Here is a 21831-nt window from a genome sequence, read left to right as displayed (position 1 = left end):
GTTTAGTCGCCCAGCGCGCGTCCCGTGGTACCTGGCTGCTGAACAGATGGCTTGATAATAAATTCTGGAGCATTACGCATGAAGAAATTGGGCAAGACGCTGCTGGCCGCCGCCCTGATGGGTGCCATGGCGACCGCTGTTCAGGCTGACGACAAGGTGCTGCACGTCTACAACTGGTCGGACTACATCGCCCCGGACACCGTGGCCAACTTCGAGAAGCAGACCGGCATCAAGGTGGTCTACGACGTCTTCGACAGTAACGAGACCCTCGAAGCCAAGCTGCTGGCGGGCAAGTCGGGCTACGACATCGTCGTGCCATCGAACAACTTCCTGGCCAAGCAAATCAAGGCCGGCGTCTATCAAGAGCTGGACCGCTCCAAGTTGCCCAACTGGAAGAACCTCGACCCGGCACTGCTCAAGGCCGTGGGCGATGCCAGCGACCCAGGCAACAAGTTCGCCTTCCCGTACATGTGGGGCTCCATCGGCATCGGCTACAACCCGGAGAAGGTCAAGGCCGCGCTGGGCGTGGACAAGATCGACTCGTGGGACGCCGTGTTCAAGCCCGAGAACATCGCCAAGCTCAAGAGCTGCGGCGTGAGCTTCCTCGATGCCCCGACCGAGATGATCCCGGCCGCGCTGCACTACCTGGGCCTGCCCAGCGACAGCACCAAGAAGGAAGACCTGAAGGCCGCGGAAGACCTGTTCCTGAAGATCCGTCCTTCGATCACCTACTTCCACTCCTCCAAGTACATCTCGGACCTGGCCAACGGCAACATCTGCGTGGCCGTGGGTTACTCGGGTGACCTGGAGCAGTCCAAGGCCCGTGCCCACGAGGCCGGCGACAAGGTCAAGCTGAGCTACACCATTCCGAAGGAAGGTGCCGGCACCTTCTATGACATGGTCGCCATTCCGAAGGACGCCGAGAACGTCGAGGCCGCCTACAAGTTCATGGACTTCCTGCTGCAACCGGAAGTGATGGCCGGCATCACCAATGCCGTGCGCTTCCCGAACGGCAACAAGGCCGCCACCCCGCTGGTGGACAAAGAGATCACCAGCGATCCGGCGATCTACCCGTCCGATGACGTGAAGGCCAAGCTGTACGCCATCAAGGCGCCGGAGAAGACCGCCCAGCGCGAGATCACCCGCAGCTGGACCAAGATCAAGTCGGGCAAGTAAGCCCGATGCAAGGCCCTCTGGGCCGGGGTTTCCCGGCCTGGAGGCAGGTTAAGGCAAATAAGTTTGCGGCATCCACGCCGTGAAGGTAAGTTGCGCGCCGGTTTTGCGTGTGCGGCCGAGGTTTACTGCCCGCAAAGGCACTGATTGTGAGGACCACCCACTTGTCTATTTCTGTTTTTCGCAAGGCCTTGATGGCCGGAGCGGGTCTGACGCTGGCTTGCAGCGTCCAAGCGGCGCCCACGGTGCACATCTACAACTGGTCCGACTACGTTGGCCCCAATACCCTCGCCGATTTCCAGAAGGAAACCGGCATCACCCCGAAATACGACGTCTTCGACAGCAACGAGACGCTGGAAGGCAAACTGCTGGCCGGGCGCACCGGCTATGACGTGGTCGTGCCGTCCAACCATTTCCTCGGCAAGCAGATCAAGGCGGGCGCGTTCCAGAAGCTCGACCGTGACTTGCTGCCCAACTACGCGAATCTCGACCCGGCGCTGATGAAGCGCCTGGAAAAGAACGATCCGGGCAACCAGTACGCCGTCCCCTACCTGTGGGGCACCAATGGCATCGGCTACAACGTCGAGAAGGTCAAGGCGGCGCTGGGTACCGACAAGATCGACTCCTGGGCGGTGCTGTTCGAGCCCGAGAACATGAAGAAGCTCAGCAAATGCGGCGTGGCTTTCCTCGACTCGGCCGACGAAATGCTCCCTGCGGTGCTCAACTACATGGGCCTGGACCCGAACAGCAGCAACCCCAAGGACTACCAGAAGGCGGAAGAGAAACTGCTGGCCGTGCGCCCGTACGTCACCTATTTCCACTCCTCGAAGTACATCACCGATCTCGCCAACGGCGACATCTGCGTGGCCGCCGGCTTCTCCGGCGATATTTTCCAGGCCAAGGCCCGCGCCATCGAGGCGAAAAAGGGCGTGAAGCTGGCCTACGCCATTCCCAAGGAAGGCGGCAACCTCTGGTTCGATGTGCTGGCGATTCCCAAGGACGCCAGCAACGTCAAGGAGGCCCACGCCTTCATCAACTATTTGCTGAAACCTGAGGTGATCGCCCAGGTCAGTGATTACGTCGGTTACGCCAACCCGAACCCCAAGGCTGGCGACCTGATGGACCAGGCCGTGAGGACTGACGCCGCGGTTTACCCACCGCAGGAAGTGCTGGACAAGATGTTCGTCAACGCCGAGTTGCCACCCAAGGTGCAACGTTTGATGACCCGCAGCTGGACCAAGGTCAAGTCGGGCAAGTAACAATCCAGGCCCGCCAGCGCAGCGGCGGGCACATAAATCTTGTTGGGAGTTTCACTCATGGCAGTTGCCTCCGGTGCCTATAAGAAAGCCCTCGAGGGTGGCCAGCAACCCAAGCAGGTGCTGGTCAAGATCGACCGGGTCACAAAAAAATTCGACGAAACGGTAGCCGTGGACGATGTGTCCCTGGAAATCCGCAAGGGCGAGATCTTCGCCCTGCTGGGCGGCTCCGGGTCCGGCAAATCGACCTTGCTGCGCATGCTGGCCGGCTTCGAGCGTCCGACCGAAGGGCGGATCTTCCTCGATGGCGTCGACATCACCGACATGCCGCCCTACGAGCGGCCGATCAACATGATGTTCCAGTCCTACGCGCTGTTCCCGCACATGACCGTGGCGCAGAACATCGCCTTCGGCCTGCAGCAGGACAAGATGCCCAAGGCCGAGATCGAAGCCCGCGTGGCCGAGATGCTCAAGCTGGTGCACATGACCCAGTACGCCAAGCGCAAGCCGCACCAGCTGTCCGGTGGCCAGCGTCAGCGCGTGGCCCTGGCCCGCTCGCTGGCCAAGCGACCGAAACTGTTGCTGCTTGACGAACCGATGGGCGCGCTGGACAAGAAACTGCGTTCGCAGATGCAGCTGGAACTGGTGGAGATCATCGAGCGCGTGGGCGTGACCTGCGTGATGGTGACCCACGACCAGGAAGAGGCCATGACCATGGCCCAGCGCATCGCCATCATGCACCTGGGCTGGATCGCCCAGATCGGCAGCCCGATCGACGTCTATGAAACCCCGACCAGCCGCCTGGTTTGCGAGTTCATCGGCAACGTCAATCTGTTCGAGGGCGAGGTGGTCGACGACGCCGAAGGCCACGCGATCATTGCCAGCCCGGAACTGGAGCGCAAGATCTACGTCGGCCACGGTGTCACCACCTCGGTCGAGGACAAGCACATCACCTACGCCCTGCGTCCGGAGAAGCTGTTGGTCACCACCGAGCAGCCGACCTGCGAGCATAACTGGTCGCGCGGCAAGGTCCACGACATCGCCTACCTCGGCGGCCACTCGGTGTTCTACGTCGAGCTGCCCGGCGGCAAGATCGTCCAGTCGTTCGTCGCCAACGCCGAGCGCCAGGGCACCCGCCCGACCTGGGATGACGAAGTCTACGTGTGGTGGGAAGACGACAGCGGCGTGGTACTGCGCTCATGAAACCACGAAAGCTCAAACGAGCCCTCCAGCGCTTGATCCCCGAAGGACGGCACATGGTGATCGGCGTGCCGTTCATCTGGCTGTTCCTGTTCTTCATGCTGCCGTTCTTCATCGTATTGAAGATCAGCTTTGCCGAAGCCGACGTGGCGATTCCGCCGTACACCGAGATCTATACCTATCTGGAAGGCAAGGTCCAGCTGGTGCTGAACCTGGCCAACTACGGCCTGCTGACCGAGGATGAACTGTACATCGCGGCCTACCTCGGCTCGTTGAAAGTGGCCTTCTTCAGCACCTTGCTGTGCCTGCTGATCGGCTACCCGATGGCCTATGCCATCTCCAAGGCGAACAAGGAATCGCAGACGGTCCTGCTGCTGCTGATCATGATGCCGACCTGGACCGCGATCCTGATCCGCGTCTATGCCTGGATGGGCATCCTCAGCAACAACGGGTTGCTCAACAGCTTCCTGTTGTGGCTTGGCGTGATCGACCAGCCGCTGCAGATTCTCAACACCAACCTGGCGGTGTATATCGGCGTGGTCTATTCGTACCTGCCGTTCATGATCCTGCCGTTGTACGCCAACCTGGTAAAGCATGACCAGAGCCTGCTCGAAGCCGCATCGGACCTGGGTTCGAGCACCTTCAACAGCTTCTGGAAAATCACCGTGCCGCTGTCGAAGAACGGCATCATCGCCGGCTGCATGCTGGTGTTCATCCCTGTGGTCGGTGAGTTCGTCATCCCGGAACTGCTGGGCGGTCCGGAAACCCTGATGATCGGTAAAGTGCTGTGGCAGGAGTTCTTCAACAACCGCGACTGGCCGGTGGCATCCGCCCTGGCGGTGGTGATGCTGGCGATCCTGATCGTGCCGATCCTGCTGTTCAACCGTAGCCAGGCCAAAGAGATGGAGGGCCGCGCATGAAACGCTTCAGTTTCTCCAAGCTGATGCTGGTGCTCGGCTTGCTGTTCATCTACCTGCCGATGCTGATCCTGGTGATCTACTCGTTCAACGCCTCGAAACTGGTGACGGTGTGGGGCGGCTGGTCGGTGAAGTGGTACGTCGGCCTGCTCGACAACACCCAGCTGATGGGTTCGGTGATGCGCTCGCTGGAGATCGCCTGCTACACGGCGGTCGCCGCCGTGGCGCTGGGCACCCTGGCGGCCTTCGTGCTGACCCGGGTCACCCGCTTCAAGGGCCGCACCCTGTTCGGTGGCCTGGTCACCGCGCCGCTGGTGATGCCCGAGGTGATCACCGGTCTGTCGCTGCTGCTGCTGTTCGTGGCCATGGCGCAGATGATCGGCTGGCCCCAGGAGCGGGGCATCGTCACCATCTGGATCGCCCACACCACGTTCTGCGCCGCCTATGTGGCGGTGGTGGTGTCGGCGCGCCTGCGCGAGCTGGACCTGTCCATCGAAGAGGCGGCCATGGACCTGGGCGCCAAGCCGTGGAAGGTGTTCTTCCTGATCACCATCCCGATGATCGCGCCGTCGCTGGCGGCGGGCGGCATGATGTCGTTCGCCCTGTCGCTGGATGACCTGGTGCTGGCCAGCTTCGTCTCCGGCCCGGGCTCGACCACCCTGCCGATGGAAGTATTCTCGGCCGTGCGCCTGGGCGTGAAGCCGGAGATCAACGCCGTGGCCAGCCTGATCCTGCTGTCGGTGTCGCTGGTGACCTTCCTGGTCTGGTACTTCAGCCGCCAGGCCGAAGAGCGTCGCCGCCGGGCGATCCAGCAGGCCATCGAAGAGGGCGCCGCGGCGAACGTCTCGCAGCCGCAGGTGCGTCGTCCGGCCCAGGCCACCGCGCAGGCCTGAGCCAACGCATCGCGGGGCAAGTCGCATCGGCGCACCGATGCGACTTGCCCCGCGATCGTTTCAGCCCTGGTCCGGCCAGTTCCAGGCCGGTTCATCCAGCATGCCTTGTCCGACGATACCGGTCTGCCCCAAGTTTTTTTCCAGGTGGATCGAATTGCAGTCGGCATCCTCCTCCAGCGCCGCCACCAGCCGGGGCGCGTGCGATACCACCCATACCTGACATTGCTGGGCCGCGCGGCGGATCAGGCGTGCCAGTGCCGGCAGCAGGTCCGGGTGCAGGCTGGTCTCCGGCTCGTTGAGCACCATCATGCTCGGCGGGCGCGGCGTGAGCAGGGCAGCCACCAGCAACAGGTAGCGCAGGGTCCCGTCGGACAGCTCCGCGGCGCTCAGCGGCCGCAGCAGTCCGGCCTGGTGCAAGCGCAGGCCGAACAGACCGCCGGGCTGGGCATCGACCGCGAGCCGGGCGCCGGGAAAGGCGTCGCCCACGGCGTCCTGCAGGGCTTGCAGGTCGCCGATCTCGTCGATGGTCTGCAGGGCGGCGGCGAGGTCACGGCCGTCGTGATGCAGCACCGGCGTGCGCGTGCCCAGCCGTGATTGCCGGGCAGGGGCATCGGCATCGGTACGGAAATGGTCATAGAAGCGCCAGCTGCGGATCTGCTCGCGCAGATGCGGCACCTCGGGGGAGCCCTGGAGGCTGCCGACCTGGTCGAACAGGCTGTCGAACTCGGTCATGTGCTGGTGCAGCACCTGCCATTGGCGCCCATCGCGGGCCCTGACCATCCCTGCATTGCGCTGCACCAGCAGGCTGGCGGGGCGGCACAGGGGGCCTGCCCAGATCGTCTCCTGCTTGATCTGCGGGTCCAGGGCGAACTTCGAGCGGCTGGGTTCGGGCAGGCCGAGGCTGATCGCGTAGCCGAAGTCTTCGCCAGCGAAGCCCATCTTCAGGCGCCTGGCCTGCTGGCGTGGCCCGCCTTGCACCGGCACCTCGCCGTTGAGCATGCGCCGGGAGAGTTTCTCGGGGCCGGCCCAGAAGGTCGACTCCAGCCCGCCCTCGGCTGCCAGCGCGTTGACCACGCCGCCGCGGGCGGTCTCGGCCAGCAGGCGCAAGGCTTTGTACAGGTTGGACTTGCCGCTGCCGTTGGCACCGGTGATCACGTTGAGCTGCCCGAGCGGCATCACCAGCTGGTTTATCGAGCGGTAGTTGGCAATGGCCAGGGTGGTCAGCATCAGCATTGTCCTTGAGCGTCTGGCCCACAGTATCGCCGATAGCGCTGTGCTTTGTTGAACCGACATCGGTGTCGTTTGTCCATCCCTGATCTACGCTTTCAAACGCATCCCTCACTCCCTTTGTCGAAGCAAGGAGCCTGCATGACGGTAACGCGTCCGCTGATGGTCGTTTGCCTGGGGCTGCTGTTCATGCTGACGGGCTGTGGTAAAGAGAAGGCCGCGCCGGTGTTGCCCCGGGTCGCGGTGCAACAGGTGCAGCCCACCGACTTCGCCGCCCGGGTCACCTTGACCGGAGACGTGCAGGCGCGGGTGCAGACCGACCTGTCGTTCCGCGTGGGCGGCAAGATCATCGCCCGCGGCGTCGATGTCGGCGACCACGTCAAGGCCAACCAGGTGCTGGCGCGCCTGGATCCGAAGGACCTGCAGAACAACGTCGACTCGGCCAAGGCCGAGGTGTTCGCCGAGCAGGCGCGGGTTACCCAGGCCAGCGCCGCGTTCGTGCGTCAGCAGAAGCTCCTGCCCAAGGGCTACACCAGCCAGAGCGAGTACGATTCCGCCGAAGCCGCGCTGCGCAGCAGCCAGAGCGCGCTCAAGGCCGCCCAGGCGCAGTTGGCCAACGCCAACGAACAGTTGAGCTACACGGCGCTGGTGTCCGAAGCCGACGGGGTGATCACCGCGCGCCAGGCCGAAGTCGGCCAGGTGGTGCAGGCGACCATGCCGATCTTCAGCCTGGCGGTCGATGGCGACCGTGACGCTGTGTTCAATGTCTACGAATCGTTGCTGGTGAAGTCCCCCAGCGACGAGGGCGTTGTCGTCAGCCTCTTGGACAACCCGGCGATCAAGGCCGAGGGCCGGGTCCGCGAGATCACCCCGACGGTGTCCGCAGAGAGCGGCACGGTGCAGGTCAAGGTCGCGCTGCGCAACGTGCCGGCGGGCATGCAACTGGGTTCGCCGGTCACGGCCACTGGCAACACCCAGGGGCGGCCCAGCATCGAGCTGCCGTGGTCGGCCCTGACCAAGGCGCTGAAGGAGCCGGCGGTGTGGGTGGTGGGCGAGGGCGACAAGGTTGAATTGCGCAAGGTCCAGGTCGCGCGCTACCTCACCGGCAAGGTGGTGATCGCTGACGGTATCAAGGGCGGCGAGACCGTGGTGGTGGGCGGTGGGCAGCTGCTGCATCCGGACATGCAGGTCGAGAAGGTCAGCGTCAAGGACGGAGGGGCCGCGCCATGAAACGTCAGTTGCTGATACTGTCGGCCAGCCTGATGCTGGGCGCCTGCGGTGGCGATGAGGCGCCGCCTGAGGCGATCCGTCCGGTGCTCTCGACACTGGTCGAGCCGCAGGTACAGTCGCAGCTGGGCCGCTTTGCCGGCGCCATCCAGGCCCGCTATGAAAGCACTTTGGGTTTTCGGGTGTCCGGACGCATCGCCCGGCGCTGGCTGGATGTCGGCGCCCGGGTAAGCCCAGGCGACACCCTGGCGACCCTCGATCCGACCGACCAGCAAAACCAGCTGCGCGCCGCCGAAGGCGACCTGGCCAAGGTCCAGGCGCAATGGATCAACGCCCAGGCCAATGCCCGCCGCCAGCAGCAGCTGTACGACCGTGGCGTCGGCGCCCAGGCCCAGCTGGATATCGCCCAGACCGACCTGAAAACCACCGGCGCCGCGCTGGAGCAGGCACGCTCGGCGGTCAGCCAGGCCCGCGACCAGCTCGGCTACAGCACCCTGCGCAGTGATCATGCGGCGGTGGTCACCGCCTGGCAGGCCGAGGCGGGGCAGACCGTCAGCGCGGGTCAGGCCGTTGTCACCCTGGCCCGTCCGGACGTCAAGGAGGCGGTGATCGACCTGCCGATCCCGCTCGCCGAACAGTTGAACAAGGACCTCACCTTTACCGTCGCTTCGCAGCTCGACCCGAGTATCAATACCACCGCCACGCTGCGCGAGCTCGAGCCACAGGCTGACGCCACCACCCGTACCCGCCGCGCCCGATTGACCCTGACCAGCACGCCCGATGCCTTCCACCTGGGCACCGCGGTCAGCGTCACCCTGACCTCGGCGGTGAGCCCGCGCAGCGAGCTGCCGTTGACCGCGCTGCTCGAGCGGGACGGCAAGACCCAGGTGTGGGTGGTCGATCCGCAGCAGAAAACCGTGGCTACCCGCGATGTCGCGTTGATCGAACGTACCGCCGACAGCATCGTCCTTGCCTCCGGGGTGCAGCCCGGCGAGCGCGTGGTGACCGCTGGCGTGAACAGCCTCAAGCCCGGCCAGAAGGTCACCTTCGACGAGGACGCGCAATGAAAGGAAGCTTCAACCTCTCGGAATGGGCGCTGAAGCACCAGTCCTTCGTCTGGTACCTGATGTTCGTTGGCCTGCTGATGGGGATCTTCTCCTACTTCAATCTCGGCCGTGAGGAAGATCCATCCTTCACCATCAAGACCATGGTCATCCAGACCCGCTGGCCCGGCGCCACCCAGGACGAGACCCTCTACCAGGTCACCGACCGCATCGAGAAGAAGCTCGAGGAACTGGACTCACTCGACTACGTGAAAAGCTACACCCGCCCAGGGGAATCCACCGTCTACGTCTACCTGCGTGACACCACCAAGGCCAAGGACATTCCCCAGATCTGGTACCAGGTGCGCAAGAAGATCCAGGACATCCGCGGGCAGTTCCCCGCAGGCATCCAGGGCCCGGGCTTCAATGACGAGTTCGGCGACGTGTTCGGCTCGATCTACGCGTTTACCGCCGACGGCCTCACGCTGCGGCAACTGCGCGATTATGTGGAAGTGGCGCGGGCCGAAGTGCGCGAGGTGCCCAACATCGGCAAGGTCGAGCTGATCGGGACCCAGGACGAAGTGCTCTACCTGAACTTCTCCACCCGCAAGCTGGCCGCGCTTGGCATCGACCAGCGCCAGGCCATGCAGGCCCTGCAGCAGCAGAACGCGGTGACCCCGGCCGGGGTGATCGAGGCCGGGCCCGAGCGCATCTCGGTGCGCACCACCGGGCAGTTCGCCTCGGAGAAGGACCTGCAGACGGTGAACCTGCGTATCAACGATCGCTTCTTCCGCCTGGCCGACATCGCCGATATCGAGCGCGGCTATGTCGACCCGCCGTCGCCGATGTTCCGTTTCAATGGCCAGACTGCCATTGGCCTGGCGATCGGCATGAAGGCCGGCGCCAACATCGAGGTGTTCGGCGCCGCCCTGAAAGCGCGGATGGACAGCATCGTCCGCGACCTGCCGGTGGGGGTTGGCGTGCACAACGTGTCCGATCAGGCGGTGGTGGTCAAGCAGGCGGTGGGCGGGTTCACCAGCGCGCTGTTCGAAGCCGTGGTGATCGTGCTGGCGGTGAGTTTCGTCAGCCTGGGCATTCGTGCGGGGCTGGTGGTGGCCTGTTCGATCCCGCTGGTGCTGGCCATGGTCTTCGTGTTCATGGAGTACAGCGACATCACCATGCAGCGGATCTCGCTCGGTGCGCTGATCATCGCCCTGGGGCTGTTGGTGGACGACGCGATGATCACCGTCGAGGTGATGGTCACGCGCCTGGAGATGGGCGAGACCAAGGAGCAGGCGGCCACCTTCGCCTACACCTCCACGGCGTTCCCCATGCTCACCGGCACCCTGGTGACGGTGGCCGGTTTCGTGCCGATCGGCCTCAACGCCAGTTCCGCGGGCGAGTACACCTACACCCTGTTCGCGGTGATTGCCGTGGCCTTGCTGGTGTCCTGGGTGGTGGCGGTATTCTTCGCGCCGGTACTGGGCGTGCACATTCTCAGCAGCAGCAAGCTCAAGCCCCATGAAGCCGAGCCCGGGCGTGTCGGCCGGGCGTTCGAAGGCGGGCTGCTGTGGTGCATGCGCCACCGCTGGCTGACCATCATCGGCACGGTGCTGCTGTTCGCCCTGTCGATCTTCAGCATGCGTTTCGTGCAGAACCAGTTCTTCCCGTCGTCGGACCGGCCGGAGATCCTGGTCGACCTGAACCTGCCGCAGAATGCCTCGATCGAGGAAACGCGCAAAGTCGTCGACCGCCTGGAGGCGCGGATCAAGGACGACCCGGACCTGGTGCACTGGAGCACCTACATCGGCCAGGGCGCGATCCGTTTCTACCTGCCCCTCGACCAGCAGTTGCAGAATCCGTATTACGCCCAGCTGGTGATCGTCAGCAAGGGTTTCGAGGAGCGCGAGGGCATGATGCAGCGCCTGCAGAAGCTGCTGCGTGAGGAGTTCGTCGGCATCGGTACCAACGTTCAGTCGCTGGAGATGGGCCCCCCGGTGGGCCGGCCGATCCAGTACCGGGTCAGCGGCAAGGATATCGACCAGGTGCGCAAGCACGCCATCGAACTGGCGACCCTGCTCGACAGCAACGAACACATCGGCGAGATGATCTACGACTGGAATGAGCCCGGTAAGGTGCTGCGCATCGAGATCGCCCAGGACAAGGCGCGCCAGCTGGGCCTGTCGTCCGAGGACGTGGCCAATGTGATGAACAGCATCGTCAGCGGCGTGCCGGTCACCCAGATCAACGACAACATCTACCTGGTCAACGTGGTGGCCCGCGCCGAAGACAGCGAACGCGGCTCGCCGGATACCTTGCAGAACCTGCAGATCGTCACGCCCAGCGGCGCCTCGATTCCTCTGTTGGCCTTCGCCACGGTGCGCTATGAGCAGGAGCAACCGCTGGTATGGCGTCGCGACCGCAAGCCGACCATCACCATCAAGGCCTCGGTGGTCGGTGATATCCAGCCCACCGACCTGGTGGCCGAACTCAAGCCCAGTATCGAAGGCTTTGCCAGCCAGCTGCCGGTAGGTTATGAGGTGGCCACCGGCGGTACGGTGGAGGAGAGCAGCAAGGCCCAGGGACCGATCGCCGACGTCATCCCGTTGATGCTGTTCCTGATGGCGACCTTCCTGATGATCCAGCTGCACAGCGTGCAGAAGCTGTTCCTGGTGGTCAGCGTCGCGCCCCTGGGGCTGATCGGCGTGGTGCTGGCGCTGGTGCCCACGGGTACGCCGATGGGCTTCGTGGCGATCCTCGGGATCCTCGCGCTGGCAGGGATCATCATTCGCAACTCGGTGATCCTGGTGACCCAGATCGACGAATTCGAAGAGCAGGGCTATACGCCGTGGGATGCGGTGGTGGAGGCGACCAACCACCGCCGCCGGCCGATCCTGCTGACGGCGGCGGCGGCGAGCCTGGGCATGATCCCGATCGCCCGGGAAGTGTTCTGGGGGCCGATGGCCTACGCCATGATCGGCGGCATCATCAGTGCAACGCTGCTGACGCTGCTGTTCCTGCCGGCGCTGTATGTGGCCTGGTACAAGATTCGCGAGCCCGAGGACAAAACCCCGCGACCGCATTGACCCCTGTAGGAGCGGCCTTGTGTCGCGATGGGCCGCATGGCGGCCCCAGGATCTGGGCATCTTGCAGAATTGTCGGGGCTGCTGCGCAGCCCAGCGCGACACAAGGCCGCTCCTACAGGTCATCCTTTTAAAGTTGGTTATATAAACATTCTTAAACAGTATTTTTAAGAATATCCGCGCCTCACTAGTATTGCCTTCAAGCCAGGCGCAAATCCCCTTCACACCTCTGCCCGGCACCCTTACTCACAGGAGAACGAGCATGAGTGCATCCCTGCGCAGCATCGACGGTCAGGACGAAGCCACCATTCTGCGTGAAATCCAGAGCGCGCTGCGCGACCTGCGCTTCGGCGCGGTGGAGATCACCGTGCACAACGCCCAGGTGGTGCAGATCGAACGCAAGGAGAAGTTCCGCCTGCAGCAGCCCGGCAACAAGTCCGGCTGACACCGCATCACTTCAAAAACTAGAAAAATGCCAATCGGGAGCTTCACCATGTCCATCCGCCGTTATGCGCTTGCCGCCCTGGCCAGTGCGGTTTTTGCCGGTTCCGCGATCGCCAAGGACTACGAACTGCTGAACGTGTCCTATGACCCGACCCGCGAGCTGTACCAGCAGTACAACGCCGAGTTCATCAAGCACTGGCAAGCCGCCCACCCGGGCGACAAGGTGAAGATCCAGCAGTCCCACGGTGGTTCGGGCAAGCAGGGGCGCGCGGTGATCGACGGCCTGCGCGCCGACGTGGTGACCCTGGCCCTGGCCGGTGACATCGACGAGATCGCCAAGCTCGGCAAGACCCTGCCGGAGGACTGGCAGAAGCGCCTGCCGGACGCCAGCACGCCGTACACCTCGACCATCGTGTTCCTGGTGCGCAAGGGCAACCCGAAAGGCATCAAGGACTGGGGCGACCTGATCAAGAAGGATGTCTCGGTCATCACCCCCAACCCGAAAACCTCCGGCGGCGCCCGCTGGAACTTCCTCGCCGCCTGGGCCTATGGGCTGAAGACCGGCGGTAGCGAAGACAAGGCCAAGGCTTACGTGCAGGAGCTGTTCAAGCACGTGCCGGTGCTCGATACCGGCGCCCGTGGCTCGACCATCACCTTCGTCAACAACGGCCAGGGCGATGTGCTGCTGGCCTGGGAAAACGAGGCCTTCCTGGCGCTGAAGGAAGACGGCGGCGCCGACAAGTTCGAGATCGTCGTGCCTTCGCTGTCGATCCTGGCCGAGCCACCGGTGGCGGTGGTCGACAAGAACGCCGAAAAGAAGGGCAACGAGAAGATCGCAGAGGAGTACCTCAAGCACCTGTACAGCCCCGCTGGCCAGAAGATCGCCGCGCAGAACTTCTACCGTCCGCGTGACGCGAAGGTCGCCGCCGAATTCGGCCAGCAGTTCCCGAAACTGGACCTGGTGACCATCGACAAGGACTTCGGTGGCTGGAAGACTGCACAGCCGAAGTTCTTCAATGATGGCGGTGTGTTCGACCAGATCTATCAGGCACAGTGATCGGTAGTTCCGCCAGTGTCTGGGTATGTTGTGGGAGCGGGCTTGCCCCGCGATGGCGTCGGTAAGCCCACCATCGTAATCGCGGGGCAAGTCGCACCGGCGCACCGCCGCTCCCACGCTTACCACCGTTTCACCCTTCAGTAGCCTGCATGGGCCCGGGAGCGCTCCCGGGCTTCGTGCGTTCAACCAGGGACCTTTATGTCACGTCGCATTTCCCCCGTCATACCCGGCTTCGGGCTGACGCTGGGCTACACCTTGGTGTACCTCAGCCTGATCGTGCTGATACCGCTGGCCGCCATGTTCGTGCATGCCGCGCAGCTCACCTGGGAGCAGTTCTGGAACATCATCAGCGCACCACGGGTGCTGGCCGCGCTGAAGCTGAGTTTCGGCACCGCCCTGTTCGCCGCCATCATCAACGGCGTGATCGGCACCCTGCTGGCCTGGGTGCTGGTTCGCTACACCTTCCCCGGGCGCAAGGTCATCGACGCGATGATCGACCTGCCGTTCGCCCTGCCCACCGCCGTTGCCGGTATCGCCCTGACCGCGCTGTACGCCCCGGCGGGCTGGGTCGGCCAGTTCGCCACCGACCTCGGTTTCAAGATCGCCTACACGCCGCTTGGCATCACCCTGGCGCTGACCTTCGTCACCCTGCCGTTCGTGGTGCGCACGGTGCAGCCTGTGCTGGCCGACATCCCGCGTGAGGTCGAGGAGGCCGCTGCCTGCCTGGGCGCCAGGCCCTTGCAGGTGTTCCGCCATGTGCTGGCGCCGGCTCTGCTGCCGGCCTGGCTGACCGGCTTCGCCCTGGCTTTCGCCCGGGGCGTGGGCGAGTACGGTTCGGTGATCTTCATCGCCGGCAACATGCCGATGAAGACCGAGATCCTGCCGCTGCTGATCATGGTCAAGCTCGACCAGTACGACTACACCGGCGCCACTGCCATCGGCGTGCTGATGCTGGTGGTTTCCTTCATCCTGCTGCTGCTGATCAACCTGCTGCAGCGGCGCATCGAAACCCCTTGAAGGAGGCCGGCAATGTCTAGTCAACCCATGAGTGCAACCGCCGCCAACGCCGCACGACGCAGCAGCGCCACCTCGCGCCGGGTGCTGATCGCCCTGGCCTGGATCGTCTTCGCGCTGTTCCTGGCGCTGCCGTTGGTGATCGTGGTGTCGCAGGCACTGAAGAACGGCTTCGGCACGTTCTTCGACGCGATCTTCGAGCCCGACGCGCTGTCCGCGCTCAAGCTGACCCTGCTGGCGGTGGCCATCTCGGTGCCGCTGAACCTGGTGTTCGGTGTGTCTGCTGCCTGGTGCGTGAGCAAGTACACGTTCCGCGGCAAGAGCCTGCTGGTCACCCTGATCGACCTGCCGTTCTCGGTATCGCCGGTGATCGCCGGCCTGGTCTATGTGCTGATGTTCGGTGCGCAGGGCCTGTTCGGGCCGTGGCTGCAGGACCACGATATCCAGATCGTCTTCGCCCTGCCGGGCATCGTCCTGGCGACCATCTTCGTCACCGTGCCGTTCGTCGCCCGTGAACTGATTCCGCTGATGCAGGAGCAGGGCACCCAGGAAGAGGAGGCCGCGCGCCTGCTGGGCGCCAACGGCTGGCAGATGTTCTGGCACGTCACGCTGCCGAACATCAAATGGGGCCTGATCTACGGCGTGGTGCTGTGCACCGCCCGGGCCATGGGCGAGTTCGGCGCGGTGTCTGTCGTGTCGGGCCATATCCGTGGCGTCACCAACACCTTGCCGCTGCACGTGGAGATCCTCTACAACGAGTACAACCATGTCGCGGCCTTCAGCGTGGCCAGCCTGCTGCTGATCCTGGCGCTCTTCATCCTGCTGCTCAAGCAGTGGAGCGAGAACCGTATTAACCGCCTGCGCCACAGCGCCGCGGAGGAATGATTCATGTCGATCGAAGTTCGTAACGTCAGCAAGCGCTTCAACAGCTTCCAGGCCCTGGACAACATCAACCTGGATATCCACAGCGGCGAGCTGGTGGCCCTGCTCGGCCCGTCCGGCTGCGGCAAGACCACCCTGCTGCGCATCATCGCCGGCCTCGAGACCCCGGATGACGGCAGCATCGTGTTCCATGGCGAGGACGTGTCCGGCCATGACGTGCGTGATCGCAACGTCGGTTTCGTGTTCCAGCACTACGCACTGTTCCGCCACATGAGCGTGTTCGACAACGTCGCCTTCGGCCTGCGCATGAAGCCCAAGGGCGAGCGCCCGAGTGAGAGCAAGATTGCCGAGAAGGTCCATGAGTTGCTGAACATGGTCCAGCTCGACTGGTTGTCCGATCGCTACCCCGAGCAGCTGTCCGGTGGCCAGCGCCAGCGTATCGCCCTGGCCCGTGCCCTGGCGGTGGAGCCCAAGGTATTGCTGCTCGACGAGCCGTTCGGGGCGCTGGATGCCAAGGTGCGCAAGGAGCTGCGCCGCTGGCTGGCGCGCCTGCACGAGGACATCAACCTGACCTCGGTGTTCGTCACCCACGACCAGGAAGAGGCCATGGAAGTCGCCGACCGTATCGTGGTGATGAACAAGGGCGTGATCGAGCAGATCGGCTCTCCGGGTGAGGTGTACGAGAAGCCGGCCAACGACTTCGTCTACCACTTCCTTGGCGACTCCAACCGTCTGGCTTTGAGCGAGGGCCATCATGTGCTGTTCCGGCCGCACGAAGTGTCGCTGTCTCGGCATGAGACCGAGGGGCACCATGCCGCCGAGGTGCGCGATATCCGGCCGCTGGGTGCAACCACGCGGGTGACGCTGAAGGTGGAAGGGCAGAGCGAGCTGATCGAGGCCGAGGTGGTCAAGGATCACGACAGCCTGGCCGGGCTGGCGCGGGGGGAAACGCTGTTCTTCCGGCCGAAGGTGTGGCAGAAGGTGACGGATATCTGAGCTGGCGCTTGCGATGAAAAACCCGGGCATGGTCCCGGGTTTTTTATTGCCTGAGCGCGATCGAGGGCGAAGCCCTCGCCGCGAACCGATGCCTTGAACGAATATTTTGAATGCCGATAAAGCATCGTTCGCGAGCTGTTTTGCTGCAGGCCAAGAACGGCGCGGGCTGTGGGCAGTCGATCAAAATAAATATTCCAAAAATATCTAACTTTACGTTTAAACATTGCTTTATGAACTAAGCCTCTGGCACTGATGATTCAGCCACACACCTGAATCAACACCCCAGGAGCCTCAAGCAATGGGTAATGTCCAGACCTCCGCCCGGGCCTACGACCAGCCTTGGCGCCCCGCGCCAGGGGAGCTCGTCGAGCTTGGCCGCACCCTGCGCTTGCCGCTCGCGCAACTGCGCCTGCAACGCACGCCGGTCAGCGGCTTGAAGCGTAGCGACAAGCTGGCGCTGGGCCTGCTGGTGCTGGTGCTGCATGGCGCGGTGGCGTACTGGGTCAGCCACCAGCCGACCCCTGAGCTGCCGGTCATCCCGCCGAAGATTCCGCCCATGACCATCGAGTTCGCCGCGCCAGCGCCACCGGTGGCCGAGCCGCCACCGCCGGCCCCTGTGGTCCAGCCGCCGCCACCGCCACCGGTGGTCGACGAACTGGCCGCCAAGCCTGCGCCCAAGCCGGTCCCCAAACCCAAGCCGCTGCCCAAGCCCGTGGCCAAGCCGCAGCCCAAGCCAGTCGAGGCGCCACCGCCGACATCGGTCGCCGCGCCAGCACCCCCGGCGCCGGCACCTGCGCCACCCGCGCCGGCTCCGGTGACCCCTGCCTCGGCCAACGCCGCGTACCTGAAGAACCCGGCGCCGGAGTATCCGCAGATGGCCCAGCGCCGCGGCTGGGAAGGCACCGTGCTGCTGCGCGTGGAGGTGCTGCCCAGTGGCAAGCCGGGGCAGATCCAGATCCAGAAGAGCAGTGGCCGCGATGCCCTGGACGCCGCCGCGCTGGCCGCGGTGAAACGCTGGAGCTTCGTCCCGGCCAAGCAGGGCGACGTGGCCCAGGTGGGCTGGGTCAGCGTACCGATCGATTTCAAGCTTCGTTAACTTGCGACCGCATACAGGAAGGACTTCATCATGAGCTTGTTGGCATCTCCCCTCGAATCCGTTGAAAGCGCGGTCATCTGGCTGCTGGTCGGCTTCTCCGTCGCCACCTGGGCGCTGGCCCTGGTCAAGGTCGTGCAGTTCGTGCGCCTGAAAAACCAGGACAAGCGCTTCCACCAGCAGTTCTGGGCCGCCTCCAGCCTCGACTCCGCCGCCGAGCCCGCCCACGACCTGCCCGGCCCGGCCGCCCGTGTCGCCCAGGCGGGCTTTGCAGCGATCGCGGTTGGCGAGCCTGGTCAGGCCAGTGACCTCAGCCAGGCGATCAACCACCAGGATCGCCTGGAGCGCGCCCTGCGCCAGCAGATCGTCCGCGAGCGCCGTTCGCTGGAGACCGGCCTGGCCGTGGTCGCCAGTATCGGCAGCACCTCGCCGTTCATCGGCCTGTTCGGCACCGTGTGGGGCATCATGGAAGCCCTCAAGGGCATCAGCGCGGCGGGCTCGGCGAGCCTGGAAACCGTGGCCGGCCCGATCGGCGCGGCGCTGGTCGCCACCGGCGTGGGTATCGCCGTCGCGGTGCCGGCGGTGCTGGTCTACAACTACTTCCTCCGTCGCCTGAAGCTGACCGCGGCGGACCTCGACGATTTTGCCCATGACTTCTACAGCCTGGCGCAGAAGAGTGCCTTCCGCGTGCTGGTGCACCCCGCCGTGCAGCGCCAACACACCGGCTTCACCCAACCGGTGAAGGAGGCCTCCTGACATGGCCTTCTCGACCCAGGACAGCGATGAAGTGTTGAGTGAAATCAACGTCACGCCATTGGTGGACGTCATGCTGGTGCTGTTGGTGGTGTTCATCGTCACCGCGCCGTTGCTGACCAATGCCATCCCGATCAACCTGCCCAAGACCGAGGCCGTCGCCCCGGTGGAGCAGAAGGACCCGCTGGTGGTGAGCATCGACGGCAGCGGCAAGCTGTTCATCAACAAGGACGAGATCCAGCCGGACTTGCTGGAGACCAACCTAAAGGCTGCCAAGGACAAGGACGCCGAGCTGCGTGTGCAGTTGCAGGCCGACGATGGTGTGAACTACGGCGAGGTCGCCCGCGCGATGGCGGCGATCGAGCGTGCCGGGATCAGCAAGCTGGCGGTGATCACCGCGCGCTGACCGACGATACCCTCTTCAGGCAAGTGCTTCGGGGCCATTTTCCTTGGCAGGGGATGGCCCTTTTTTTATTGGAGACGCGGATTTGAAGCCTTTCGCGATCCCTGTAGGAGCAGGACTTAGCACGGTGCAAGACAGTTGCTTTCTGGAATTCTGGTTATTAATAAATAGCTTCTTATTCCTTTACGAATATAACCCCCTCCCTATACTTGCACCCAAGCACGCAAACTTCCGGAGGCGTCCCCATGCGCAATGAGTCGATTCGTTACCTGATTGTGCCGGGCTGGCAAGGATCGCCAGACAACCATTGGCAAAGTCACTGGCAGCGCAGCCTGCCCAACAGCGCCCGGGTCGAGCAGCACGACTGGCTGACCCCGCAGCGGCGCGATTGGGTGCAGGCCCTGGAGCAGGCGATTGCCGCCGAACGCTCGCCGGTAATTCTCATCGCCCACAGCCTGGGCTGCATCACGGTCGCCCATTGGGCAGCCCAGGCCAGCCCCGAGCTGCTGTGCCGAGTACGTGGCGCACTGCTGGTGGCGCCGGCGGATGTCGAGCGGCCGACCTGCGCGCCGGCCCTGCGCAATTTCGCGCCGATTCCACTGCAGGCCCTGCCGTTCCCCAGCCAGGTGGTCAGCTCCGACAACGACCCGGCGGTGAGTGTGCCGCGCGCGTTGTACCTGGCCCAGGCCTGGGGTGCCGAGGCTGGGCTGCTGGCTGATGCCGGGCACATCAACGTCAAGTCCGGCCATGAGCGCTGGGAACAGGGCTTCGCCTACCTCTACCGCCTGCAGGCCCGTGTCGATCAGCGCGCGCTGCGCCGCGCCTGATCCGCCGGTTTTTTCGAACGAGTCGAATCCCCGGTCGCGTGCGACCGGGGCGGGAGTATTCCATGACGTTTCACACTGCTTTCGGCCAGCCTTTGCTGACTTTCCCCGAATTGGACAAGAGCCCGTTGAGCATTCGCGCCAAGGCGCTGGTGTTCGTCGATCCTCGCTCCCAGGCGTTGCGCCAGGCCCTGGAGCGGCTGGCGCCACAACCCTTGCCCGTGCTGATCCGTGGCGAGACCGGCACCGGCAAGGAATTGCTGGCCCGGCAGATCCACCGCGCCAGTGACCGCGGCGGGTTGTTCGTGTCGGTCAACTGCGCGGCCATCAGCCCGACCTACGCCGATGCCGAGCTGTTCGGCTACAGTGCCGCTACCCAGGGCGGCACCGCCAGCAGTCGAGCCGGCTGGTTCGGCTCGGCCAACGGCGGAACGCTGTACCTGGACGAGATCGCCGACCTGCCCCTGGCGATCCAGGGCAAGCTGCTGGCCGCCCTGGAGAACCGCGAGGTAACCCGGGTCGGCGCCACCCAGCCGCAGGCGGTCGATGTGCGGCTGGTGGCCGCTTCCAGCATCGACCTGGCCCAGGCCGTGCGCGCCGGGCGCTTCAACGAACGGCTCTACCATTACCTGCACGAGGGTGAGCTCGAGCTGCCGGCATTGCGTGATCGGGTCGGCGATATCCTGCCGCTGGCCGAGTACTTCGTCGGTATCTACAGCGTGCGCCTGGATCGGCCGTTGCCCCTGATCAGCGAGGCTGCCCAGCAGGCGCTGGAGGCCCATGCCTGGCCGGGCAATACCCGTGAGCTGGAGAACATCATCCACTTTGCCCTGCTGGTCAGCGACGGCGAGGAAATCCTCCCGGCGCACCTCGACCTTCCGGATACCGCACCCTTGGCCAGCCTGGCCCGTCAGCTCGCGCAACTGGGTGCCAGTCGGGAGCCGCAAACCGTGGCCGAACTGCGCGGGTTGCTGAACACCGCCTTGGCGCAATTGGGCGAAGCCGCGCCGTAGAGCAGTGCGTGGCCGCTCATAAGCAAAGGCGGTGATGGCGATTTGTTTTTGGAATAAGCAGCTAATCAAAAGATATTTTTACGGAATAAAAAATCTCGGTATTGTCCGTTGCACGCCCACCCGAACGGATGGGCACCCGACTCGCCATCTGCGATGGCCCAGCTTTAGAACAAGGATCACCATGAAAAAGACCCTGCTGACCACCGCCCTGGCCGCCGCCCTTTCGTTTGCTGGCCTGGCCAATGCCGCCGAGAAACTGGTGGTCGCCGCCACACCCGTGCCGCATGCCGAAATCCTCGAGCTGATCAAGCCGACCCTGGCCAAAGAGGGCGTGGACCTGGAAATCAAGGTCTTCACCGACTACGTCCAGCCCAACGTGCAGGTCGACCAGAAGCGCCTGGACGCCAACTACTTCCAGACCCTGCCGTACCTGAAGAACTTCAACGAAGGCAAGGGCACCCACCTGGAAACCGTGATCGGTGTGCACGTCGAGCCGTTCGGTGGCTACTCGAAGAAGGTCAAGAGCCTGACCGAGCTGAAGGACGGCGCCACTGTCGCCATTCCCAACGAAGGTAGCAACAGCGGCCGCGCCCTGCTGCTGCTGCAGAAGGCTGGCCTGATCACCCTGAAGGATCCGAAGAACGCCCTGGCCACGCCGAAAGACATCGCCGAGAACCCGAAGAAGCTGAAGTTCAAGGAGCTCGAGTCGGCCATGCTGCCGCGTGTGCTGGACCAGGTCGACCTGGACATGATCAACACCAACTACGCGCTGGAAGCCGGCCTGAACCCGGCCAAGGATGCGCTGGTGATCGAAGGCAGCGACTCGCCTTACGTTAACTTCCTGGTCGCCCGCCCGGACAACAAGGACAGCGAGGCCATCCAGAAGCTGGCCAAGGCGCTGACCAGCCCGGAGGTGAAGGCGTTCATCGAGAAGAAATACAGCGGTGCGGTACTGCCGGCGTTCTGATACGCGAACTGGTACGAAAAACGCCGACGCATTTTGCGTCGGCGTTTTTGTTTGGGCTGGCTTGAAGAGGGGGCGGCAGGTTCGGCCCTATCGCGGGGCAAGCCCGCTCCCACAGGTGCCTCACATTTGTGAGAACAAGCTGCGTGGGAGCGGGCTTGCCCCACGATGACGTCCTCAGCGCTGACTGGCCAGCGCCCGGCGCAGGGCCAGGAGCCACAGCAGTTGTTCATTCGAAGCAGGCAAGCAGGGGCTGTTCATCGTTGTCTTCCTTGTTTTGAATGTGATGGCCGTGCAAGTCACAGTTTGAAACCCCTTGGAGGGGAAAATGCTCGGAAAGGTCCGTGTGGGATGAAGGAAATCTCTGAG

20 protein-coding genes are annotated in these 21831 nt (G+C 64.1%); 19 read left to right on the top strand and 1 reads right to left on the bottom strand.

Going from position 1 to position 21831, the window contains the following annotated elements; translation table 11 throughout:
* The first annotated feature begins 78 nt into the window (after positions 1-78).
* The 5 genes from ACVWZ5_RS04525 to ACVWZ5_RS04505 all read left to right on the top strand — a co-directional run bounded on the left by ACVWZ5_RS04525 (position 79) and on the right by ACVWZ5_RS04505 (position 5439).
* The gene (locus ACVWZ5_RS04525) at positions 79-1176 is read left to right on the top strand and encodes a polyamine ABC transporter substrate-binding protein (protein WP_084941111.1); all 1098 of its coding nucleotides are present in this window, start codon (positions 79-81) and stop codon (positions 1174-1176) included.
* A 161-nt stretch (positions 1177-1337) separates the two neighbouring features.
* Entirely contained in the window at positions 1338-2432 is a 1095-nt protein-coding gene (locus ACVWZ5_RS04520; RefSeq protein WP_084941113.1) for a polyamine ABC transporter substrate-binding protein, read from the top strand.
* Between the two features lie 57 nt (positions 2433-2489).
* Positions 2490-3632 carry a polyamine ABC transporter ATP-binding protein gene (potA, locus tag ACVWZ5_RS04515; RefSeq protein ID WP_062359856.1) on the top strand — a complete coding sequence of 381 codons (1143 nt, stop codon included), beginning with the start codon at positions 2490-2492 and terminating at the stop codon, positions 3630-3632.
* Positions 3633-3667: 35 nt separating this feature from the next.
* A complete protein-coding gene (locus ACVWZ5_RS04510) occupies positions 3668-4549 on the top strand; it encodes an ABC transporter permease subunit (protein ID WP_172402367.1) in 882 nt (293 codons plus the stop codon).
* A complete protein-coding gene (locus ACVWZ5_RS04505) occupies positions 4546-5439 on the top strand; it encodes an ABC transporter permease subunit (RefSeq protein ID WP_028688537.1) in 894 nt (297 codons plus the stop codon). The genes ACVWZ5_RS04510 and ACVWZ5_RS04505 overlap by 4 nt, the downstream gene beginning before the upstream one ends.
* A 60-nt stretch (positions 5440-5499) precedes the next feature.
* On the opposite strand, the gene ACVWZ5_RS04500 is transcribed toward ACVWZ5_RS04505, so the two are convergent.
* A complete protein-coding gene (locus ACVWZ5_RS04500) occupies positions 5500-6666 on the bottom strand; it encodes an AAA family ATPase (protein WP_457340435.1) in 1167 nt (388 codons plus the stop codon).
* Between the two features lie 141 nt (positions 6667-6807).
* On the opposite strand from ACVWZ5_RS04500, the gene ACVWZ5_RS04495 reads away from it, so the two are divergent.
* The 14 genes from ACVWZ5_RS04495 (at position 6808) to ACVWZ5_RS04430 (ending at position 21465) form a co-directional block, all read left to right on the top strand.
* Entirely contained in the window at positions 6808-7896 is a 1089-nt protein-coding gene (locus tag ACVWZ5_RS04495; RefSeq protein WP_084941118.1) for an efflux RND transporter periplasmic adaptor subunit, read from the top strand.
* Positions 7893-8960: an efflux RND transporter periplasmic adaptor subunit gene (locus ACVWZ5_RS04490; protein ID WP_062572495.1), complete on the top strand. Its 1068-nt coding sequence runs from the start codon at positions 7893-7895 to the stop codon at positions 8958-8960. The genes ACVWZ5_RS04495 and ACVWZ5_RS04490 overlap by 4 nt, the downstream gene beginning before the upstream one ends.
* Positions 8957-12022 (top strand): efflux RND transporter permease subunit, encoded by a 3066-nt coding sequence (locus ACVWZ5_RS04485; RefSeq protein ID WP_028688533.1) that lies wholly within the window; start codon positions 8957-8959, stop codon positions 12020-12022. The genes ACVWZ5_RS04490 and ACVWZ5_RS04485 overlap by 4 nt, the downstream gene beginning before the upstream one ends.
* Before the next feature lie 259 nt (positions 12023-12281).
* On the top strand, positions 12282-12464 hold the full coding sequence (gene oscA / locus ACVWZ5_RS04480) for a sulfur starvation response protein OscA (protein WP_016489716.1): 183 nt from the start codon (positions 12282-12284) through the stop codon (positions 12462-12464).
* A gap of 48 nt (positions 12465-12512) precedes the next feature.
* Entirely contained in the window at positions 12513-13520 is a 1008-nt protein-coding gene (locus ACVWZ5_RS04475) for a sulfate ABC transporter substrate-binding protein (protein WP_069015899.1), read from the top strand.
* A gap of 198 nt (positions 13521-13718) precedes the next feature.
* Positions 13719-14537, top strand: coding sequence for a sulfate ABC transporter permease subunit CysT (cysT, locus tag ACVWZ5_RS04470; RefSeq protein ID WP_062572497.1), 819 nt, complete (start codon positions 13719-13721; stop codon positions 14535-14537).
* Between the two features lie 12 nt (positions 14538-14549).
* Positions 14550-15419, top strand: coding sequence for a sulfate ABC transporter permease subunit CysW (gene cysW, locus ACVWZ5_RS04465; protein WP_062572498.1), 870 nt, complete (start codon positions 14550-14552; stop codon positions 15417-15419).
* A 3-nt stretch (positions 15420-15422) separates the two neighbouring features.
* Positions 15423-16412: a sulfate/molybdate ABC transporter ATP-binding protein gene (locus ACVWZ5_RS04460; RefSeq protein ID WP_028688529.1), complete on the top strand. Its 990-nt coding sequence runs from the start codon at positions 15423-15425 to the stop codon at positions 16410-16412.
* A 298-nt stretch (positions 16413-16710) separates the two neighbouring features.
* Positions 16711-17508: an energy transducer TonB gene (locus tag ACVWZ5_RS04455; protein ID WP_062572499.1), complete on the top strand. Its 798-nt coding sequence runs from the start codon at positions 16711-16713 to the stop codon at positions 17506-17508.
* A gap of 30 nt (positions 17509-17538) precedes the next feature.
* Complete coding sequence (locus ACVWZ5_RS04450; RefSeq protein WP_028688527.1) at positions 17539-18261, top strand: MotA/TolQ/ExbB proton channel family protein; 723 nt, start codon at positions 17539-17541, stop codon at positions 18259-18261.
* A 1-nt stretch (position 18262) separates the two neighbouring features.
* The gene (locus ACVWZ5_RS04445; RefSeq protein ID WP_028688526.1) at positions 18263-18664 is read left to right on the top strand and encodes an ExbD/TolR family protein; all 402 of its coding nucleotides are present in this window, start codon (positions 18263-18265) and stop codon (positions 18662-18664) included.
* A 242-nt stretch (positions 18665-18906) separates the two neighbouring features.
* Positions 18907-19488, top strand: a complete 582-nt coding sequence (locus tag ACVWZ5_RS04440) for an alpha/beta hydrolase (RefSeq protein WP_062572501.1) — start codon at positions 18907-18909, stop codon at positions 19486-19488.
* Positions 19489-19550: 62 nt separating this feature from the next.
* Positions 19551-20498, top strand: coding sequence for a sigma 54-interacting transcriptional regulator (locus tag ACVWZ5_RS04435; RefSeq protein WP_084941217.1), 948 nt, complete (start codon positions 19551-19553; stop codon positions 20496-20498).
* 181 nt (positions 20499-20679) lie between these two features.
* Positions 20680-21465 (top strand): MetQ/NlpA family ABC transporter substrate-binding protein, encoded by a 786-nt coding sequence (locus ACVWZ5_RS04430; RefSeq protein ID WP_084941214.1) that lies wholly within the window; start codon positions 20680-20682, stop codon positions 21463-21465.
* The last annotated feature ends 366 nt before the right edge of the window (positions 21466-21831 follow it).

Source organism: Pseudomonas sp. TE6283 (assembly GCF_054060555.1).
This window is presented reverse-complemented; position numbering and strand designations above follow the sequence as displayed.

Coding starts and splice junctions, on each gene's coding strand:
- ACVWZ5_RS04505 (WP_028688537.1), top strand. CDS start 4,546: ATGAAACGCTTCAGTTTCTCCAAGCTGATGCTGGTGCTCGGCTTGCTG.
- ACVWZ5_RS04455 (WP_062572499.1), top strand. CDS start 16,711: ATGGGTAATGTCCAGACCTCCGCCCGGGCCTACGACCAGCCTTGGCGC.
- ACVWZ5_RS04490 (WP_062572495.1), top strand. CDS start 7,893: ATGAAACGTCAGTTGCTGATACTGTCGGCCAGCCTGATGCTGGGCGCC.
- potA (WP_062359856.1), top strand. CDS start 2,490: ATGGCAGTTGCCTCCGGTGCCTATAAGAAAGCCCTCGAGGGTGGCCAG.
- ACVWZ5_RS04495 (WP_084941118.1), top strand. CDS start 6,808: ATGACGGTAACGCGTCCGCTGATGGTCGTTTGCCTGGGGCTGCTGTTC.
- ACVWZ5_RS04525 (WP_084941111.1), top strand. CDS start 79: ATGAAGAAATTGGGCAAGACGCTGCTGGCCGCCGCCCTGATGGGTGCC.
- ACVWZ5_RS04475 (WP_069015899.1), top strand. CDS start 12,513: ATGTCCATCCGCCGTTATGCGCTTGCCGCCCTGGCCAGTGCGGTTTTT.
- ACVWZ5_RS04460 (WP_028688529.1), top strand. CDS start 15,423: ATGTCGATCGAAGTTCGTAACGTCAGCAAGCGCTTCAACAGCTTCCAG.
- cysW (WP_062572498.1), top strand. CDS start 14,550: ATGTCTAGTCAACCCATGAGTGCAACCGCCGCCAACGCCGCACGACGC.
- ACVWZ5_RS04445 (WP_028688526.1), top strand. CDS start 18,263: ATGGCCTTCTCGACCCAGGACAGCGATGAAGTGTTGAGTGAAATCAAC.
- oscA (WP_016489716.1), top strand. CDS start 12,282: ATGAGTGCATCCCTGCGCAGCATCGACGGTCAGGACGAAGCCACCATT.
- ACVWZ5_RS04435 (WP_084941217.1), top strand. CDS start 19,551: ATGACGTTTCACACTGCTTTCGGCCAGCCTTTGCTGACTTTCCCCGAA.
- ACVWZ5_RS04430 (WP_084941214.1), top strand. CDS start 20,680: ATGAAAAAGACCCTGCTGACCACCGCCCTGGCCGCCGCCCTTTCGTTT.
- ACVWZ5_RS04500 (WP_457340435.1), bottom strand. CDS start 6,666: ATGCTGACCACCCTGGCCATTGCCAACTACCGCTCGATAAACCAGCTG.
- ACVWZ5_RS04485 (WP_028688533.1), top strand. CDS start 8,957: ATGAAAGGAAGCTTCAACCTCTCGGAATGGGCGCTGAAGCACCAGTCC.
- ACVWZ5_RS04440 (WP_062572501.1), top strand. CDS start 18,907: ATGCGCAATGAGTCGATTCGTTACCTGATTGTGCCGGGCTGGCAAGGA.
- ACVWZ5_RS04450 (WP_028688527.1), top strand. CDS start 17,539: ATGAGCTTGTTGGCATCTCCCCTCGAATCCGTTGAAAGCGCGGTCATC.
- cysT (WP_062572497.1), top strand. CDS start 13,719: ATGTCACGTCGCATTTCCCCCGTCATACCCGGCTTCGGGCTGACGCTG.